Source organism: Pseudomonas sp. B611, assembly GCF_055407965.1.
In genome coordinates, this window is sequence record NZ_JBUZST010000002.1 from 430485 (window position 1) to 448185 (window position 17701).

At 60.7% G+C, this 17701-nt stretch carries 16 protein-coding genes and 1 pseudogene; 8 read left to right on the top strand and 9 right to left on the bottom strand.

The window, feature by feature from the left end; translation table 11 throughout:
• Positions 1 to 4: 4 nt before the first annotated feature.
• The 4 genes from ACZRMO_RS07000 (at position 5) to gcvH (ending at position 4446) form a co-directional block, all read left to right on the top strand.
• The gene (locus ACZRMO_RS07000) at positions 5 to 1009 is read left to right on the top strand and encodes an extracellular solute-binding protein (RefSeq protein WP_463972349.1); all 1005 of its coding nucleotides are present in this window, start codon (positions 5 to 7) and stop codon (positions 1007 to 1009) included.
• Positions 1010 to 1153: 144 nt separating this feature from the next.
• The gene (locus tag ACZRMO_RS07005) at positions 1154 to 2770 is read left to right on the top strand and encodes an ABC transporter permease (RefSeq protein ID WP_463972350.1); all 1617 of its coding nucleotides are present in this window, start codon (positions 1154 to 1156) and stop codon (positions 2768 to 2770) included.
• 156 nt (positions 2771 to 2926) lie between these two features.
• Positions 2927 to 4009: a glycine cleavage system aminomethyltransferase GcvT gene (gene gcvT, locus ACZRMO_RS07010; protein ID WP_463972351.1), complete on the top strand. Its 1083-nt coding sequence runs from the start codon at positions 2927 to 2929 to the stop codon at positions 4007 to 4009.
• Between the two features lie 53 nt (positions 4010 to 4062).
• On the top strand, positions 4063 to 4446 hold the full coding sequence (gcvH, locus tag ACZRMO_RS07015; protein ID WP_463972352.1) for a glycine cleavage system protein GcvH: 384 nt from the start codon (positions 4063 to 4065) through the stop codon (positions 4444 to 4446).
• A 157-nt stretch (positions 4447 to 4603) separates the two neighbouring features.
• Here gcvH and ACZRMO_RS07020 read toward each other — a convergent pair whose 3' ends face one another.
• The 7 genes from ACZRMO_RS07020 to ACZRMO_RS07050 all read right to left on the bottom strand — a co-directional run bounded on the left by ACZRMO_RS07020 (position 4604) and on the right by ACZRMO_RS07050 (position 10682).
• Positions 4604 to 5746: a DegT/DnrJ/EryC1/StrS family aminotransferase gene (locus tag ACZRMO_RS07020; RefSeq protein ID WP_463972353.1), complete on the bottom strand. Its 1143-nt coding sequence runs from the start codon at positions 5744 to 5746 to the stop codon at positions 4604 to 4606.
• Between the two features lie 157 nt (positions 5747 to 5903).
• Entirely contained in the window at positions 5904 to 6569 is a 666-nt protein-coding gene (locus ACZRMO_RS07025) for an outer membrane protein (RefSeq protein WP_463972354.1), read from the bottom strand.
• Positions 6570 to 6752: 183 nt separating this feature from the next.
• Positions 6753 to 7067: a DUF2388 domain-containing protein gene (locus tag ACZRMO_RS07030; RefSeq protein ID WP_003176799.1), complete on the bottom strand. Its 315-nt coding sequence runs from the start codon at positions 7065 to 7067 to the stop codon at positions 6753 to 6755.
• Positions 7068 to 7135: 68 nt separating this feature from the next.
• On the bottom strand, positions 7136 to 7582 hold the full coding sequence (locus ACZRMO_RS07035) for an NfeD family protein (RefSeq protein ID WP_463972355.1): 447 nt from the start codon (positions 7580 to 7582) through the stop codon (positions 7136 to 7138).
• 10 nt (positions 7583 to 7592) lie between these two features.
• Complete coding sequence (locus ACZRMO_RS07040) at positions 7593 to 8513, bottom strand: SPFH domain-containing protein (RefSeq protein WP_017739057.1); 921 nt, start codon at positions 8511 to 8513, stop codon at positions 7593 to 7595.
• Between the two features lie 66 nt (positions 8514 to 8579).
• A complete protein-coding gene (locus ACZRMO_RS07045; RefSeq protein WP_463972356.1) occupies positions 8580 to 10259 on the bottom strand; it encodes a GspE/PulE family protein in 1680 nt (559 codons plus the stop codon).
• Positions 10260 to 10343: 84 nt separating this feature from the next.
• Positions 10344 to 10682, bottom strand: coding sequence for a hypothetical protein (locus ACZRMO_RS07050; protein WP_463972357.1), 339 nt, complete (start codon positions 10680 to 10682; stop codon positions 10344 to 10346).
• A gap of 127 nt (positions 10683 to 10809) precedes the next feature.
• Between ACZRMO_RS07050 and ACZRMO_RS07055 the strand changes: the two genes are divergently transcribed.
• Positions 10810 to 11280: an Lrp/AsnC family transcriptional regulator gene (locus tag ACZRMO_RS07055; protein WP_017739054.1), complete on the top strand. Its 471-nt coding sequence runs from the start codon at positions 10810 to 10812 to the stop codon at positions 11278 to 11280.
• A gap of 98 nt (positions 11281 to 11378) precedes the next feature.
• Here ACZRMO_RS07055 and ACZRMO_RS07060 read toward each other — a convergent pair whose 3' ends face one another.
• On the bottom strand, positions 11379 to 12746 hold the full coding sequence (locus ACZRMO_RS07060) for a CYTH domain-containing protein (protein ID WP_463972358.1): 1368 nt from the start codon (positions 12744 to 12746) through the stop codon (positions 11379 to 11381).
• A 158-nt stretch (positions 12747 to 12904) separates the two neighbouring features.
• Between ACZRMO_RS07060 and argE the strand changes: the two genes are divergently transcribed.
• Both argE and argA read left to right on the top strand, forming a co-directional pair.
• Positions 12905 to 14053: an acetylornithine deacetylase gene (argE, locus tag ACZRMO_RS07065; RefSeq protein WP_124526833.1), complete on the top strand. Its 1149-nt coding sequence runs from the start codon at positions 12905 to 12907 to the stop codon at positions 14051 to 14053.
• 136 nt (positions 14054 to 14189) lie between these two features.
• Positions 14190 to 15488, top strand: coding sequence for an amino-acid N-acetyltransferase (gene argA / locus ACZRMO_RS07070; RefSeq protein WP_124526832.1), 1299 nt, complete (start codon positions 14190 to 14192; stop codon positions 15486 to 15488).
• A 187-nt stretch (positions 15489 to 15675) separates the two neighbouring features.
• On the opposite strand, the pseudogene tauA reads toward argA, so the two are convergent.
• Positions 15676 to 15774: pseudogene (gene tauA / locus ACZRMO_RS07075) on the bottom strand (taurine ABC transporter substrate-binding protein); the annotation flags it as partial.
• A gap of 466 nt (positions 15775 to 16240) precedes the next feature.
• Here tauA and ACZRMO_RS07080 point away from each other — a divergent pair.
• A complete protein-coding gene (locus ACZRMO_RS07080) occupies positions 16241 to 17575 on the top strand; it encodes an OprD family porin (RefSeq protein ID WP_017739050.1) in 1335 nt (444 codons plus the stop codon).
• Positions 17576 to 17701: the final 126 nt, after the last annotated feature.

The window sequence follows — 17701 nt, forward strand, 5'->3', positions numbered from 1 at the left end:
ACCCATGTTGGCACCCAAGCGCCTCCTGACTGCCCTGGCACTCACTCTGATCGGCAGCACCACCGTGCAGGCAGCCGACGAAGTGGTGGTCTACTCCTCGCGCATCGACGAACTGATCAAGCCGGTGTTCGATGCCTACACCAAAAAGACCGGCGTGCAGGTGAAGTTCATCACCGACAAGGAAGCCCCGCTGATGCAGCGCATCAAGGCCGAGGGCGAAAACGCCACCGCCGACCTGCTGCTCACCGTCGATGCCGGCAACCTCTGGCAGGCCGAGCAAATGGGCATCCTGCAACCGTTCACCTCGCCGGTGATCGACAAGAACATTCCCCTGCAATACCGCTCCTCCAACCATGCCTGGACTGGCCTGAGCCTGCGCGCGCGGACCATCGCCTATTCCACCGACCGGGTAAAACCGGATGACCTGACCACCTACGAAGCCCTGGCCGACAAACAGTGGGAAGGTCGCTTGTGCCTGCGCACGGCGAAGAAGGTCTACAACCAGTCGCTGACCGCCACCCTGATCGAAACCCATGGCGCGGCCAAGACCGAAGAAATCGTCAAGGGTTGGGTCAACAACCTGTCCACCGACGTGTTCTCCGATGACATCGCGGTGCTTGAAGCGATCAACGCCGGGCAATGCGACGTGGGTATCGTCAACACCTACTACTACGGGCGCCTGCACAAGCAGAACCCGAAGCTGGCAGTGAAGCTGTTCTGGCCGAATCAGGGCGACCGTGGTGTGCATGTGAACCTGTCGGGCATCGGCCTGACCAAGCACGCACCGCACCCGGAAGCCGCCAAGGCGCTGGTGGAGTGGATGAGCACGCCTGAGGCACAGAAGATCTTTGCCGACGTGAACCAGGAATTCCCGGCCAACCCTGCGGTACCACCGTCGGCGGAAGTGGCGAGCTGGGGCAAGTTCGTGGCGGACACCTTGCCGGTGGAAGTGGCAGGCAAGCGCCAGGCTGAGGCGATTCGCCTGATGGATCGTGCTGGCTGGAACTGACACACTCATATGATTGTTCCCACGCTCTGCGTGGGAACACCGCCCCCGACGCTCCGCGTCGCGCCCTGAAGCGTGACGCAGAGCGTCACAGGCTATGTGCCCACGCCGAGCGTGGGCACAATCATTTTTAGAGAGAACACCCCTTTGGCCCACCCCGTCCAACGCCGCTGGTACCTGCCGGTCTTCACCGTCGCCGCCCTGGTGCTGCTGCCGCTGAGCGTGCTGTTGCTGTCCTGGCAAAGTATCGACGCGCAAATCTGGTCACACCTCTGGGCAACCCAGATGCCGCGCCTGTTGGGCAACACCCTGACTCTGGTACTCGGCGTCGGTGTCGGCGTGACCGTGCTTGGCGTCAGCCTGGCCTGGCTCACCAGCCTCTGCGAATTCCCCGGGCGGCGCTGGCTGGATTGGGCACTGATGCTGCCCTTCGCGATTCCGGCTTATGTGCTGGCCTTTGTGTTTGTCGGCCTGCTGGACTTCGCCGGCCCGGTGCAAACCCTCTTGCGCGAATGGTTCGGCAGCGGTCTGCGCCTGCCGCGTGTGCGGTCCACCAGCGGCGTGATTATCGTCTTGGTGCTGGTGTTCTATCCCTACGTCTACCTGCTGGCGCGCACCGCGTTCCTCGCCCAGGGCAAAGGGCTGATGGAGGCCGCGCGGGTGCTGGGGCAATCGCCTTGGCAAGCGTTCTGGCGCGTCGCCCTGCCCATGGCGCGGCCGGCGATCGGGGCGGGTGTGGCGTTGGCGCTGATGGAGACCCTGGCGGATTTCGGCGCGGTCTCGGTGTTCAACTTCGATACCTTCACCACCGCCATTTATAAAACCTGGTACGGCTTTTTCAGCCTGTCGAGTGCGGCGCAGTTGGCCAGCCTGTTGCTGCTGGTGGTGATGCTGGTGCTGTACGGCGAGCGCCGTGCCAGGGGCGCCAGCCGGCCGAGCAACGAGCGGCCAAGGGGCAAGGCGCTGTACCACCTGCGCGGGTTCAAGGCTGCGGCGGCCAGCAGTTGGTGTGGGTTGGTGTTTGCCTGCGCGTTTGTCATCCCGATGCTGCAGCTGGTCGCGTGGTTTTGGCAGCGCGGTCGTTTCGACCTGGATGAGCGCTATTCGGGCCTGATCGTCCATACCCTTTACCTGGGCGGTATCGCCGCATTGATCACGGTCAGCGTGGCGCTGGTGCTGGCGTTCGCCAACCGCCTGGCGCCGACCCGGGCGATCCGCTCCGGCATCAGCCTGGCCAACGTCGGCTACGCCTTGCCGGGTTCAGTGCTGGCGGTGTCGATCATGTTGGCGTTCAGCTACCTGGACCGCGAACTGGTGGTGCCGCTGTCCGGCTGGTTAGGCGGTGCGGGCAAGCCATTGCTGCTGGGCAGCCTGTCGGCGCTGGTGCTGGCGTATCTGGTGCGCTTTTTGGCGGTGGCCTATGGGCCGCTGGAAAACAGCCTGGCGCGCATCCGCCCGTCGTTGCCGGAAGCTGCCCGCAGCCTGGGGGTGAGTGGGCCGCGACTGTTTTGCAAAGTGTATCTGCCGTTGTTGCTGCCGGGAACGCTGAGTGCGGCGTTGCTGGTGTTCGTCGACGTGCTCAAGGAAATGCCCGCGACCTTGCTGATGCGCCCGTTTGGCTGGGACACCCTGGCGGTTCGGATCTTTGAAATGACCAGCGAAGGCGAGTGGGCGCGTGCGTCATTGCCAGCGCTGACGCTGGTGTTGGTCGGCCTGCTGCCGGTGATTGGGTTGATTCGCCGCTCTGCTCGACAAATCGCTTAGGTGCCAGGCCCACGGCTTGCGGCTACAATGCGCGGCATTCGGTGCGCTCCGCCTTACTGGCTGGGTTGCTATATGTGGCTACAGGCCTTGTAACTCAAGGCATTCAGCGCGTATGGCAACGCTGCGCACCTTCGCCAAGCCCGGAAGGAGAAACCCATGGGACAGCGTACGCCTCTGTATGACCTGCATCTCGCCCTCGGCGCGAAAATGGTCGATTTTGGCGGTTGGGATATGCCTCTGCATTACGGCTCGCAAGTTGAAGAACACCATCAGGTGCGACGCGACTGCGGGGTGTTCGATGTATCTCATATGACCGTAATCGATGTCACCGGCCCCCAGGCCAAGGAATGGCTCCAGCACCTGCTGGCCAATGATGTCGAGCGTCTGCATGGCTGCGGCCGTGCGTTGTACAGCGCCATGCTCAACGACAAGGGCGGCGTGGTGGACGACATGATCGTCTACCGTACCGACGCCGGCTACCGGCTGGTGGTCAACGCCGCCACTCGCGACCAGGACATGGCCTGGATGCAGGCGCAATTGGGCGGCTTCCAAGTGCAGCTCAATGAGCGGTCCGAGTTGGCCATGCTCGCCATCCAGGGCCCCCACGCCCGGCAGAAGATCGCCGAGCTGGTCACCCAGTCCCGCAGCGCCCTGATTCACCAGCTCAAGCCCTTCGAAGGCCTGGCCGATGGCGATTGGTTTATCGCCCGCACCGGTTATACCGGCGAAGACGGCCTGGAGATTGTGTTGCCGGCCGATCAGGCCCCGGGTTTTTTCAACGACCTGGTGGGCGCCGGCATTTCCCCCATCGGCCTCGGTGCCCGCGATACCCTGCGCCTTGAAGCCGGCATGAACCTGTACGGCCAGGACATCCACCAGGACGTTTCCCCGCTCGCCGCCAACATGGCCTGGAGCATTGCCTGGGAGCCTGCCGGGCGCAATTTCATCGGCCGCGCCGCGCTGGAAGCCGAATTGGCGGCCGGTGTGCAGTTCAAATTGGTCGGGCTGGTGCTGGAAGAACGCGGGGTTTTACGCGCTCACCAGGTGGTTCGTATCGCCAATGTTGGCGAAGGAGAGATCACCAGTGGTAGTTTCTCTCCTACGTTGAGCAAATCCATTGCCCTGGCGCGTGTACCGACGGCAACGGCCGATCGGGCCGAAGTGGAAATCCGCGGCAAGTGGTATCCGGTTCGAGTGGTCAAGCCGACCTTCGTGCGCCATGGTAAAACCTTGATCTAACCTATTTCCGGCAGGCCGAAGGCCGCTGACATTACTTCTTGAGGACACAGACTATGAGCGATATCCCTGCCGACCTGCGTTTTGCCGAAAGTCACGAATGGGCCCGACTGGAAGCTGACGGCACCGTGACCGTTGGTATCTCCGACCATGCCCAGGAAGCGTTGGGTGATGTGGTGTTTGTCGAGCTGACCGAAGTGGGCAACGTGTTTGCCGCAGCTGATCAGGCGGGTGTGGTTGAGTCGGTGAAAGCCGCTTCGGATATCTACTCGCCAATTGCTGGCGAAGTGATTGCAGTGAACGAGGCCCTGAGCGGCGAGCCTGAGTTGTTGAACTCTGACCCGTATGGCGCCTGGATCTTCAAGATCAAGCCAGCCAACTCGGCTGACCTGGACAAACTGCTGGATGCTGCCGGCTACAAAGCTGCCATCGGCGAGTAAGTAGTACGCACTGTGTGGCTTGCTGTGGCGAGGGAGCTTGCTCCCGCTGGAGTGCGAAGCGCTCCCAAGATTTTGGGGCCGCTACGCAGCCCAGCGGGAGCAAGCTCCCTCGCCACAAAAGCCAGCTCCCACATTTGATTGGGGTGAGCCAGATTTTTCAGCTCGCTTTCAACACGGCTTTCACTGCCGCCACCGAACGCTCCACATCCGCCTCGGTCATCGCCGTGAACATCGGCAACGACACGATCAAGCGCCCAACCTTTTCCGCCACCGGGAACATGCCTTCCTTGAATCCCTGTGCCCGATAAAGGCTGAGCAGGTGGATCGGCGGGTAGTGATAGCCAATGCCGACGCCGTGGGCCTGCATCTGCTCCATGAACGTGGCCCGGGCTGGCAGGCCGTCCTGACGCTCCGGCAGCACCAGTTGGAACAGGTGCCAGTTGCTGTTTTCGAAATCCGCCGGTGGCAGTTGCGCGCCGTATGTCTCTTCAAAGTCGCTGCCGAAGCATTTGAAATAGTGCCGCGCCAGGTTCTGGCGATGGGCGGTGATCTTCTCGATATGGGCAAACTGCCCCAGGCCGATGGCCGCCGCGATATCGGTCATGTTGAACTTGCCGCCCAACACATCCACATCCAGTCCGTCGAAGCCGGTACGGGTCACGCCTTGCAGGCGGTACTTCTCGGCCAGGCGCGCTTCTTCGGCGTTGTTCAACACCAGGCAGCCGCCTTCGGAGGAGGTGATGTTCTTATTCGCCTGGAAGCTGAACGACACGAAGTCCCCGGTGGCGCCGATGCGTTCGCCATCCCAGCTGGAACCCAGGGCCTGGGCGGCGTCTTCGACGATGCGCAGCTTGTACTTGTTGGCCAGTGCGTAAAGCATCGGCATGTCCAACGGCAGGCCAGCCAGGTAAACCGGGATGATCGCCTTGGTGCGCGGGGTGATCGCGGCTTCGACTTGGGCCAGGTCGATATTGCGGGTAACCGGGTCGATATCGGCGAACACCGGCGTAGCACCCACTTCCAGGATTACGTTGGCCGTGGCGACCCAGGAGATCGGCGTGGTGATGACCTCATCGCCCGGGCCGACCCCGGCGATGCGCAGGGCAATCTCCATGGTGCAGGTGCCCGAGTTGAACGTGCGCACCGGACGGCCGCCAAAATATTCCGACAGCTGGGCTTCGAATGCCTGCACTTTCGGCCCGCTGGTGATCCAGCCCGAGCGCAGTACATCGCCGACTGCGGAGATAGTGGCTTCGTCGATGGTGGGTTTGGAGAACGGCAGGAAGGGCTGTTGGCTCATGACGACGAAGGCATCCGTTTCAGATTGGCGATGAGAAAAGGCTTATCAGAACCGGCATGGTTGCACGGCTCGACTGAATATAGCCTGTCGCCCGTGAATGAATCGTCATGATGACGGCGAAAAATGCCGCTCTATGAACGGCATTCCCTGTCGCAAGTCAGAAGGACAAACGTGCCTCCAGAAACACATTTTGCTCCTTGAGTTTGCCTTTGAGCTGTTCATCTCGGGCATTTATGCGGTTGGCGAAGGTGTTGTAGCCGGTTTCTACATCGCCCATGGCAACGTATCGGTACCCGGCGCCCAGGGTGACTTGTTCGTTGGCCTTGGCCTCCAGGCCCATGCCCACACTGTAGGCGAAATTATGCTGGCGGTTATTGGCGAAACGGCGGATATCGACGGTTTGGTAGCCCTCGGCTTCAACCCGTGCAACCCCCATCCCAGCCATGCCGTAAAACGACAGCCAATGGTTGATCGGGATGTCCTTGTAGCCATTGAGCATCAAGCGCTGGCTGTTGACCTGCAGGTTGTTGACGTTGGCATTGAAGGGCGCCCAGTAGGATTTGAACGCAGAGCTGTTTGGCATCGTGTATTCCCCTTCCACGCGCCAGCCATCGATAAAGGCATAACCCACTGCAAACGAGGCGACGAGTGACTTGGTGCTATCGGGGGCTTGCACACGCTCGGTGACGCGAGGGCTGGTCAGCAACGCACTAGAGAGGTTTTGGCGAGTGCTGTTGAGTTTTGCCGACCCGTACCAGCTTTCTGCTTGAGCGTGGGAGGTTGTGAATGTAGCGAGAAGTATCGCGTAGACAAGCTTGTGCATGGGCGGTGATTCGCTTTGTATAAAAGGAATCCATAGCTTGTGATCTGGCCCACGCTTGTCACGACAGGACCTATCTCGATCAGTTGGGGAAAAGCAGAATGTATGTGTAGTTATCAGTACTGATGGCTGTAAGAACGAATACAAAAATGCCGCTTAAAAGCGGCATTTTTTATGGGGCGTGTGTTACTCGGTGACGGCGTTTTTCGCGAGAATGGCGTTGGCCAGCTCCATGTCCGTGGCTTGCAGGCCAGGGTTGTCGGCGCGGACTTTCTGCATTGCGGCTTCCAGGTACGGACCGCGGATGCCGCCGTCGCTGGCAACAAAGCTGCCCGCGTCATCTTGCGCAGCGACCACCAATTTGTGGTCCTTGAAGGTCAGGTACGTCGAGCCGGTAGTGGCGCCCGACGAGATGACATTGCGCCAGAAACTGTCGGCCATGGCTGAACCGACAGGGAGGGAAAGCACAGCGAGGGTTGCGACAGCATATTTGAGACGCATGATGGGTGACTCCGGGTGGTTATCTGTACTTTATGATTGTAGTCAGCCCCCCCGAGTTCCATCAGTGACTAAACAGTTTCAACCTTTAAAATCACCCCATCCTGACCAACCACCCGGACTTGAGCGCCCGCAGGGCTGTCAGGGCCGGTCACCATCCAGACGCCATCGCCGACTTTGACCTTGCCCCGGCCATCGATAATCGGCTGATGCACCACGAAGATGCGCCCAACCAGCTCCGAACCCCGTTCATTGAGCCCGGGTTGGTCGCTGGGCTTGGCACTGCTGCGCAGACGTTTCCACCACGCCAGCGCCGTCAGCAGCGACAGCACCGCAAACAGCAGCAGTTGCCATTCCAGCCCCAGGGACGGCACCAGAAACTTGATCACACCCACGGCAGCCGCTGCGATACCCATCCACAACAGGTAACCGCCGGCACCGAAGACCTCAAGAATCAGCAGCACCGTACCCAGCGCCAGCCAATCCCAAAACGAAAGATGCTGCAGGAAGTCCCACATGGTGGTCGCCTCAGCCTTTCTTGCTGTCGAAGGTCGCCTTGACGATCTCGCCGATACCGCCGACCGCGCCGATCACCTGGCTGGCTTCCAGCGGCATCAGGATCACCTTGCTGTTGTTGGCCGAGGCCAGTTTGCCGAGGGCGTCGATGTATTTTTGCGCGACGAAATAGTTGACCGCCTGCACGTTGCCCGAGGCGATTGCTTCCGACACCACTTGTGTCGCGCGCGCTTCGGCTTCGGCCTGACGCTCACGGGCTTCGGATTCGAGGAACGCTGCCTGGCGGCTACCTTCGGCCTCCAGGATCTGCGCCTGCTTCTTGCCTTCGGCAGTCAGGATCGCCGACGCCCGCAGGCCTTCGGCTTCAAGGATCTGTGCACGCTTGATCCGCTCGGCTTTCATCTGGCCGGACATGGCGGCCATCAGGTCAGCTGGCGGGCTGATGTCCTTGATCTCGATACGGGTGATCTTGATGCCCCATGGCGCGGTGGCTTCATCGACGGTACGCAGCAGCTTCTCGTTGATGCCGTCACGCTGGCTGAGCATCGCATCCAGCTCCATGGAACCGAGGACGGTACGAATGTTGGTTTGCAGCAGGTTGCGAATGGCGTGTTCGAGGTTGTTGACCTCGTAGGCGGCCTGGGCGGTATTGACCACCTGGAAGAAGCACACGGCGTCGATCTGCACGGTGGCGTTGTCGGCGGTGATGACTTCCTGTGGCGGGATATCCAGCACGCTTTCCATCACGTTGATCTTGCGACCGATGCGGTCCATGACCGGGATGATGATGTTCAGGCCGGGCTTGAGGGTGTTGGTGTAGCGGCCGAAACGCTCCACCGTCCATTGGTAGCCCTGGGGCACCACCTTGAAGCCCATGATGAGCAAGGCCACGGCCAAGCCCACGAAAATAAGCAGTACGGTTCCGATCTGCATAGCGATTCCCTATCCAATGTTGTCAGTGAGCGGAGTGTAACGATGTTGCCACTGATAAAAACGGTTTCACGCCGCAACAATCAAAGGATTTGTTTCTGGATCCCCGGGTGTGACCCGCAACACTTCGGCCATGGTAGTCAGGCCGGCGCTGGCCTTTTCCGTGGCGGCCATGCGCAGGCTGCACATGCCTTGGGCTATCGCGCTCTGGCGCAGGGCCTGCACGTCGGTGCCAGGGGTGATCAACGCCTTGAGGTGTTCGTCCAGCACCATGATTTCATAGACGCCGGCACGGCCCCGGTAACCGCTGTTTCGACACTCCCCGCAGCCAACGGCCTCATGGGCGTCTTCGCGCATTCGTTTGCAGTGCGGGCACAACAGTCGCACCAAGCGTTGCGCCATCACCCCTATAAGGGTAGCCCTGATCAAATAATGAGCAATCCCCAGCTCCTGTAAGCGGGCGACCGCGCTGGGTGCGTCGTTGGTGTGCAGGGTGGCCAGTACCAGGTGCCCGGTCAGTGCCGCCTGGATCGCCATTTCTGCGGTTTCCTGGTCGCGGATCTCGCCGATCATGATGATGTCCGGGTCCTGGCGCAGCAGTGCGCGGATGCCGCTGGCGAAGGTCAGGTCGATATTGTGCTGGACCTGCATCTGGTTGAACGCCGGTTCAACCATCTCGATAGGGTCTTCCACCGTGCACAGGTTGACCTCTCGGGTCGCCAGTTGCTTGAGCGTGGTGTAGAGCGTGCTGGTCTTGCCGGAACCGGTAGGGCCGGTGACCAGGATGATGCCGTGGGCCTGGCAGGTCATGGTGTGCCAGCGTCGCTGGTCCTCGGCGGATAAGCCCAATTGGTCGAAATCCTTGAGCAGGACCTGCGGGTCGAAAACGCGCATCACCAGTTTTTCGCCAAACGCGGTGGGCAGGGTTGAAAGGCGTAATTCCACTTCGGTGCCCGTTGGGCTTTTGGTCTTGACCCGGCCGTCCTGAGGTTTGCGTTTCTCCGCCACGTTCATCCGTCCCAGGCTTTTCAGGCGGCTGACGACCGCCATCGTCACCTGGTGCGGAAATTGGTAGACGTCGTGCAGCAGCCCATCGATGCGAAAGCGCACGCGGCCCTGTTCTCGGCCCGGTTCTATATGGATATCGCTGGCGCGCTGGGCAAAGGCGTACTGCAACAGCCAGTCGACGATGTTGACGATATGGGCGTCGTTGGCATCGGGCTCCTGGTCGCTGGCGTTGAGGTTGAGCAGCTCGAAAGGGCCCGGTGCCGTCATCTTTTGATCGGCACCGCTGACGGACTTCGCCAGCCGGTAAAACTCGCCGATGCAGCGTTGGATGTCCTGGGGGTTGGCCACCACGCGCTTGATCGAGCGCTTGAGGACCTGGGCCAACCCCGCTTCCCAACTGGTGACGAACGGCTGGGCACTGGCGATGGTGACGGTGTGCGCATCCACCGCCACGGCAAGAATGGCGTGGCGTTGGGCGAAGGCGTGGGACATCAAGGGGACGACGGCGGCGACGTCGATCTTCAGCGGGTCGATACGCCAATACGGTTGCCTGGCATGTTCGGCCAGCCACTGGGTCAGACTCTCCAGCGATGGCCCCAGGGCGGCGATGCTTTCCAGGGGATGCAGGGTGTTGCTGGTCGCAAGCGCAGACAGGCGCTTTGCCATGTCGGCGGTCACCAGCCCCGTGTCGATCAAGGGCGGCAACAACGGCAGCAATTCCAAGCGTTGATCAGCAGGCATCTAGGGTTTCCTGGGGGGGTGGTGGGCGTAATCCCAGGCTAGTCAGCCCCTGCCAATCTGCCTCCCAGGGTGTATTGCAGACTTTTACTGAGCCGCTGCCACCAGCGCCGAAGCCCGCACGGCATCAGCCGGCCACAGTTCCAGCGAACACACGCTGATCAGGTTTCGAATCTTTTCACCGATCACTTGGGCACGGTGCCAGCTCAGGCCGTCCAGGGTGATGTCGATCTTCAGCAGGTCGTGTTCGCGGTTCACCGTCACCTGCTGTGGCGTGAGGAATTGCAGGGCGAAATAGTTGAGCACCCGGCACAGCACATCCGGTTCCGCTTCGGCGACGATTTGGTAATGCGCCTGGCAGTGGGCGCTGTTGACGGCCCACACATCGGCGCGGGTAACAGAGTGGCTAGTTTCGACGGCGTGCATGGGAATTCTCCAGATTCGACTGGAGAAATTTTTACATTCGCCAACGGAGATTTCTTATCTAAGATGAGCCAATATTTCGAAATTTCGAATCATTCAATTCAAGATAATCGCCATAGAAGGTATTTATATGCACAGTGAGCTGGACGCCTACGACCGTCGCATCCTGGCCTTGCTGCAAGAGGACGCCTCGCTCTCCAGCGCGCAGATTGCCGAACAGGTCGGCCTGTCCCAGTCGCCGTGCTGGCGCCGTATCCAGCGGCTCAAGGAGGAGGGCGTGATTCGCGCGCAGGTGACGTTGCTGGATCGCAAAAAGATCGGCCTCAACACGCAGATATTCGCCGAGGTCAAACTCAACGCTCACGGGCGCTCCAACTTCACTGAGTTCACCGACGCGATTCGCGGGTTTCCAGAAGTCTTGGAGTGTTATGTGCTGATGGGGGCGGTGGATTTTCTGCTGCGCATCGTTACAGCGGATATCGAGGCGTACGAGCGGTTTTTCTTTGAGAAGTTGTCGATGGTGCCGGGGATTCAGGAGGTCAATTCGATTGTGGCGTTGTCGGAGATCAAGTCCACTACCAGCTTGCCAGTGTTGCGCTGACCCTGTGGGAGCGGGCTTGCTCGCGAAGGCGGTGGGTCAGTTGTAAAACTTGTGACTGACACACCGCTTTCGCGAGCAAGCCCGCTCCCACATTTGGATTACAGACGCAACAAGGTCTTCCACGCCCGGTTCTGATACACCGCAATCGCCTGGTGCATGCGTGCATCCAGCGACTCATCGGTGATCGGCTGGTTGGCCAGTTGCGCCAGCTTGTTCAGCTCGCCGTACAAACGGTCCATTTCCGGGATGTCCACCACATGGCGAGCATGGTGCAGCCACGCCTGGATGCGTTCGATACGCGGCAGTTGCTCGGCCAGGTCTTCCGGCTGTTGCTGGTAGCGCGGCAGTTGCAGGGCAACGGCGTCGTCGGCCAGCAGGCGCGGTAGCCAGTTGGTGATTTGCGCAGCGCCCTGGCGGTTGCCGCGCACGTTACGCTCGGCGGTCCAGGCGCGGGCCAACAGCCAGCGCGAGGTGTTCAGTGAGAACAGGCCCCAGCGCACGTCGTCCAATTCTTCAATGAATTGCTCGGGTGCGGCTTTGCGGATGTCTTCGTCGTCATCACCGGCTTGCACCAGTGGGCGCCAGTCTTCCAGCAGGGCATCCAGTGCGCTGCGCAGTTCGCTGGTGGATTGGCGTGGTGCGGCCTGGCCGAGGCTGCCGATCAGGGCGCGCAGTTCGCCGAGGTTCTCGACCCAGTCTTGCAGCAAGCGCCAGTGGCCATTGAAACGGTATTGCTCGGCCAGGCGCTGGCTGCTGCCGAGCAGGTGCCACATGATCGCGGCGAAGGCGTCGTCCAGCGGCATTTCGGCGTGGATCTGCGGCGCCGGCAGGCTCAGGGAGTAGCTGCTGGCGTCATACAGACGGTAGCCGCGCTCGGCCTTGCTGATGTCACACGGCATCAACGCCAGGGTCGCGGCCAGTTCGGCGGCCAGTTCCAGCAGGGCGGCCGGTTCACCTTCGCGCAGTTCCAGTTCCAGCTCGCAGATTTCTTCTTTCTGCTTGCCGACCACGACGTGGCCCAGATCCAGGGCGGCTTCGATGACCACCTTGGCCTTGCCACGGCCCCAGGCGATTTCGGCGCGTTCACGCACGAAGTCGGTGGTGAAGATCGGCTTGAGGGTTTTTTTGTCCAGCTCGGCCAGTTGCTCGGGCCAGCATTCGCCGTCGAGTTTCTTCACATCGAGCTTGGCTTTGGGCAGGTCCCAGTTGTACTCGTTGCGTTCCGACAAACCGGCGACGCTTAGGCCACGGGTCTTGAGGGTCTGGATGATCTCGTCACCGTCCTTGCGCAGGCGCAGGGCGACTTTGGCCTGGGCCAGGTCGCGCTCGGGGGTGTCGAAATACTGGTTCATCAACTCACGGCGTTCCCAGCCACTTTTGTTGCGTTTTTTCAGTAGCGGGTGCTCACGCAGCGCGGCGAGGGTTTCGCGGCTGACGCGGAGCTTGATTTCGGTTTCTTTCTGCATGGCCGGAAAATCCAGGATCGGGAGCGCAGCCGGGGAAATGTGTGGCTGCCAAGGCCGTGCAGTGTACAGGACTGAGCCCGGCAACGCGCCGCAACGGTTTATTGTGTCGTGCAGATGGCTCTATAGTGGGCTTCATCCGGGAAGTTGAGAGACCGCGCATGCCATTACCGTCCATGAAAGAGCAGTTCGCCGCGTTGATTGCCGCGCCGTCGGTCAGTTGCACCCAAGCGTCTCTCGACCAGACCAACCGCCCGGTGATCGATTTGCTCGCCAGTTGGCTGGGGGATCTGGGTTTCGCCATCGACATCCAGCAGGTCAGCCCCGGCAAGTTCAACCTGCTCGCCAGCTTTGGCAGCGGCCCCGGCGGCCTGGTGCTGGCGGGGCATAGCGATACCGTGCCTTACGACGCGGCGCTGTGGAAGACCGATCCGCTCAAGCTGACGGAAGTCGACGGCCGCTGGGTAGGATTGGGCAGTTGCGACATGAAGGGCTTTTTCGCGCTGGTGATTGAAGCCGTGCTGCCGCTGCTGGATCAGCCGTTCAAGCAACCGTTGCTGATCCTCGCCACCTGCGATGAAGAAAGCTCCATGTCCGGCGCCCGCGCGCTGGCCGAAGCCGGGCGCCCGCTGGGGCGTGCGGCGGTGATCGGCGAGCCCACCGGCCTCAAGCCGATCCGCCTGCACAAAGGCGTGATGATGGAGCGCATCGACATCCTCGGTCGCAGCGGCCATTCGTCGGACCCAAGCCTGGGCCACAGCGCCCTGGAAGCCATGCACGATGCCATCAGCGAACTGCGCGGCTTGCGCCAGGTGTGGCAGGGCCAGTACCGCAACCCGCAATTCAGCGTGCCCCAGCCAACGATGAACTTCGGCTGCATTCACGGTGGCGACAACCCCAACCGCATCTGCGGCCAGTGCTCCCTGGAGTTCGACCTGCGTCCGCTGCCGGGCATGGATCCGGAGGTGTTGCGCGCCGCCATCCGCCAGAAGCTCGAACCCCTGGCCGAGCGCCATCAGGTGCAGATCGACTACGCGCCGCTGTTCCCCGAAGTGCCGCCGTTCGAACAGCCTGAAGACGCCGAACTGGTGCGGGTTGCGGAACGTTTGACCGGTCATCGTGCCGAAGCAGTAGCGTTCGGCACCGAAGCGCCTTATCTTCAGCGCCTTGGTTGTGAAACCCTGGTGCTCGGCCCTGGCGATATCGCCTGCGCCCACCAGCCGGGCGAGTACCTCGAAATGTCACGCTTGACGCCTACAGTGCGTCTATTGCGGGAACTGATCGAACACTACTGCCTGAAACCCGCATAAATTAACCCCTGTCTGTTCGTACATATGAAGGAGAGTGAGCGTGTCGCCAAGCCTGTTCCGACGATAACCATCAGCCCGCTGTGCGCTTTCATGATTGATCCTTTTTCGGCTGCTTTTTATTACAGGCCCAGGTGTTATGCCCGACTACGTTAATTGGCTTCGTCACGCTTCTCCTTACGTCAACGCCCACCGCGACTGCACCTTTGTGGTCATGTTGCCCGGCGACGGCGTGGAACATCCCAACTTCGGCAATATCGTCCACGACCTGGTGCTGCTCCACAGCCTGGGCGTGCGGCTGGTGCTGGTCCACGGTTCGCGCCCGCAAATCGAAACCCGTCTTGAAGCCCGTGGCCTGACCCCGGCTTACCACGAAGGCCTGCGCATCACCGATGCGGCGACGCTGGAGTGTGTGATCGACGCGGTCGGCCATCTGCGTATCGCCATCGAAGCACGCTTGTCGATGGACATGGCCTCGTCGCCGATGCAGGGCTCGCGCCTGCGGGTGGCCAGCGGCAACCTGGTGACGGCACGGCCGATTGGCGTGCTGGAAGGCGTGGACTACCACCACACCGGCGAAGTGCGCCGGGTTGACCGCAAGGGTATCGGCCGCCTGCTGGACGAGCGCTCCATCGTGCTGCTGTCGCCGCTGGGTTATTCGCCCACCGGTGAAATCTTCAACTTAGCCTGCGAAGACGTCGCCACCCGCGCCGCCATCGACCTGGGCGCCGACAAGCTGCTGCTGTTTGGCGCGGACAAGGGCCTGATCGATGAAAATGGTCGCCTGGTGCGTGAGTTGCGCCCGCAACAAGTGCCGGCGCATCTGCAACGCCTGGGCAGCAACTACCAGGCCGAACTGCTCGATGCCGCCGCCGAAGCGTGCCGTGGTGGGGTAGGGCGCAGCCATATCGTCAGTTACGCCGAAGATGGCGCGTTGCTCACCGAACTGTTTACCCGGGACGGCGGCGGTACGCTGGTGGCCCAGGAGCAATTCGAGCAGGTGCGTGAAGCGGCGATTGAAGACGTCGGCGGCTTGCTCGATTTGATCAGCCCGCTGGAAGAGCAGGGCATTCTGGTGCGCCGTTCGCGGGAAGTGCTGGAGCGCGAGATCGAGCAGTTCAGCGTGGTCGAGCGTGAAGGCATGATCATCGCCTGTGCGGCGCTGTATCAGATCGCCGATTCGGACGCCGGCGAGCTGGCGTGCCTGGCGGTGAACCCGGAATACCGCCACGGCGCACGCGGCGATGTGTTGCTGGAGCGCATCGAGACCCGCGCACGGGCGCAAGGCTTGAAGACTTTGTTCGTGCTGACGACGCGCACTGCGCACTGGTTCCGTGAGCGTGGTTTTGTGCCGAGCAGCGTGGACCGCCTGCCGTCGGCGCGGGCGTCGCTGTACAACTACCAGCGTAATTCGAAGATCTTCGAAAAGGCCCTCTGATTCAGCCCAGGCCTGGCTTCTGTGGGAGCTGGCTTGCCTGCGATAGCATCACCTCGGTTTTCCTGAAAGACCGAGTTGTCAGCATCGCAGGCAAGCCAGCTCCCACATTTGAACTTCGCCACTTCCCAAATCGCCTTCGCCGTGCAGCCTTTAAAACAGGCAACGGTTTGCTGCGCCTCGGCATCCGGGGTGCGTCAATGTGGCTGCCGTTACGCATCACCCATGCTTCAGAAGTATTGATCTGCGCCGATACGATAAACGCGACGACGGGTAGATTGCGGCCTGCGGTTACAACTCGCCGTCTCGGCGGCTGAAACCGCAAAAAAATATAAGCGATACAAAAACTGTAACAAATTGACGGGAGGATGCGCGTTTGGCCATGATGGCGTCGCCTTTTTGATCGTGGGTGACGTATGAAGCCCTACGGCCACACTAGGCGATCTAAAAAAGCGCAAACAAATACCCTTTAGGAATTAGCTTACGGAGTGGGGCGTCTTCCCTGACCCATCCGTGCCATGCAAAGGCTTATTCCCAAATCGTATGAAAAAGGATGAAACAATTCTTTTTGGGTGTATGAAAAACTCATTACCCTGCAAGGACCAAATCTAACTGCTGTTAGACGAAGGTAGTAGACACACAAGGTTACGATTGACTTGTCAGTCACTATCCGGTGCTAATCGCGCATCTGTGGATCGAGGGCGTCAGACCCGAGACCAAAGAAATACAAAAATTAGAAATGAGAGGAGCGGTACATGAATAAGTCCACCTTGGCTTTGGCTGTAGCTTTGGGCGCAATCGCCCAGCAAGCAGGCGCTGCCGGTTTCATCGAAGACAGCAAGGCGAGCGTTACTGCGCGCAACTTCTACATCAACCAAGACAACCGTGACGGCACCGCCAAGCCGAACAAGCAAGAAGAATGGGGCCAAGGCTTCATCTTCAACTTCGCTTCCGGCTACACCCAAGGTACCGTTGGTTTTGGTGTTGACGCCATTGGCCTGTACGGCGTGCGTCTGGACTCCGGTAAAGGCACTGCCTACAACAACAATAGCGCCAACAAGGGCGGCATTGTGTTCCCAAGCGACAGCGATGGTCGTGCGGTGAACGATTTCGGTAGCATTGGCCTGACCGGCAAGGTCAAGATCTCCAAGACTGAATTGAAGCTGGGCACCCTGCAGCCAAAACTGCCGGTGGTGACCTCCAACGACGGTCGTCTGCTGCCACAAACCTTTGAAGGTGGCCAGATCACCTCCAACGACATCGACAACCTGACCCTGGTTGGCGGTAAGTTGGAACACGCCAAAGGCCGTAACTCGTCGAACAACGACTCGCTGACCATCGCTGGCTCCAACGGCGCTACCCGCACCGCCACCGCCAACGCCCGCAGCAACGAGTTCTACTACGCCGGTGGTGACTACAAGATCACCAAGGACCTGACTGCCCAGTACTACTACGGCAACCTGTCCGACTTCTACAAGCAGCACTTCCTGGGCCTGTCCCACAACTGGGCATTGCCAGTGGGCGTGTTCAAGACCGACCTGCGTTACTTCAACAGTGACTCCGATGGCAAGAACGCCAGCCAGGAAGGTCGTGTTGCCGGCTACCGCGCTTCTGGCTACCAGAACAACGGTGAAGTCGATAACCGCACCTGGAGCGCCAAGTTCACCTACGCCCTGCAAGGCCACGCGATCAGCGCCGGCTACCAGCGCGTAAACGGCACGAGCGACTTCCCGTTCCTCAACCAGGGTGACGGTGCTTCTTCGTACCTGATCACCGACGTGCAGATCGGCAAGTTCCAACGTGCCGGCGAGCGCACCTGGTTGGCCCAGTACGCCTATGACTTCGCTGCTGTCGGCCTGCCAGGCCTGACCACTTCCGTCATGTACCTCAAGGGCGACAACGTTGCCACTGCGACCGGTGACAAAGGCGAGTGGGAACGTGACTTCAACCTGGGCTACGTAGTACCGGAAGGCACTTTCAAAGGTCTGGGCGTTGCCTGGAAAAACGCTTCGCTGCGTTCCGACGTAGCTTCCCAGCGTAACCAGGACGAAAACCGTCTGATCGTCAGCTACACCCTGCCGATCCTGTAAGACTGGTTGTAAAACCTTGCCCGGCGCGACGCCGGGCAAGGCGTTTTACTTTCAAGTCGGGCCAAACCCCCGCAAGCCCTTCCTGAACCCCTCTTTGTACAGCGTCTCAAGGCCTTCTCGAACCTT

Excerpts from the sequence above, each read along its gene's own strand:
- ACZRMO_RS07060 (WP_463972358.1), bottom strand. The coding sequence starts at position 12,746 with ATGCAGAAAGAAACCGAAATCAAGCTCCGCGTCAGCCGCGAAACCCTC.
- ACZRMO_RS07000 (WP_463972349.1), top strand. The coding sequence starts at position 5 with ATGTTGGCACCCAAGCGCCTCCTGACTGCCCTGGCACTCACTCTGATC.
- gcvH (WP_463972352.1), top strand. The coding sequence starts at position 4,063 with ATGAGCGATATCCCTGCCGACCTGCGTTTTGCCGAAAGTCACGAATGG.
- ACZRMO_RS07020 (WP_463972353.1), bottom strand. The coding sequence starts at position 5,746 with ATGAGCCAACAGCCCTTCCTGCCGTTCTCCAAACCCACCATCGACGAA.
- argE (WP_124526833.1), top strand. The coding sequence starts at position 12,905 with ATGCCATTACCGTCCATGAAAGAGCAGTTCGCCGCGTTGATTGCCGCG.
- ACZRMO_RS07035 (WP_463972355.1), bottom strand. The coding sequence starts at position 7,582 with ATGTGGGACTTCCTGCAGCATCTTTCGTTTTGGGATTGGCTGGCGCTG.
- ACZRMO_RS07045 (WP_463972356.1), bottom strand. The coding sequence starts at position 10,259 with ATGCCTGCTGATCAACGCTTGGAATTGCTGCCGTTGTTGCCGCCCTTG.
- ACZRMO_RS07025 (WP_463972354.1), bottom strand. The coding sequence starts at position 6,569 with ATGCACAAGCTTGTCTACGCGATACTTCTCGCTACATTCACAACCTCC.
- gcvT (WP_463972351.1), top strand. The coding sequence starts at position 2,927 with ATGGGACAGCGTACGCCTCTGTATGACCTGCATCTCGCCCTCGGCGCG.
- ACZRMO_RS07055 (WP_017739054.1), top strand. The coding sequence starts at position 10,810 with ATGCACAGTGAGCTGGACGCCTACGACCGTCGCATCCTGGCCTTGCTG.
- ACZRMO_RS07030 (WP_003176799.1), bottom strand. The coding sequence starts at position 7,067 with ATGCGTCTCAAATATGCTGTCGCAACCCTCGCTGTGCTTTCCCTCCCT.
- ACZRMO_RS07040 (WP_017739057.1), bottom strand. The coding sequence starts at position 8,513 with ATGCAGATCGGAACCGTACTGCTTATTTTCGTGGGCTTGGCCGTGGCC.
- ACZRMO_RS07080 (WP_017739050.1), top strand. The coding sequence starts at position 16,241 with ATGAATAAGTCCACCTTGGCTTTGGCTGTAGCTTTGGGCGCAATCGCC.
- argA (WP_124526832.1), top strand. The coding sequence starts at position 14,190 with ATGCCCGACTACGTTAATTGGCTTCGTCACGCTTCTCCTTACGTCAAC.
- ACZRMO_RS07050 (WP_463972357.1), bottom strand. The coding sequence starts at position 10,682 with ATGCACGCCGTCGAAACTAGCCACTCTGTTACCCGCGCCGATGTGTGG.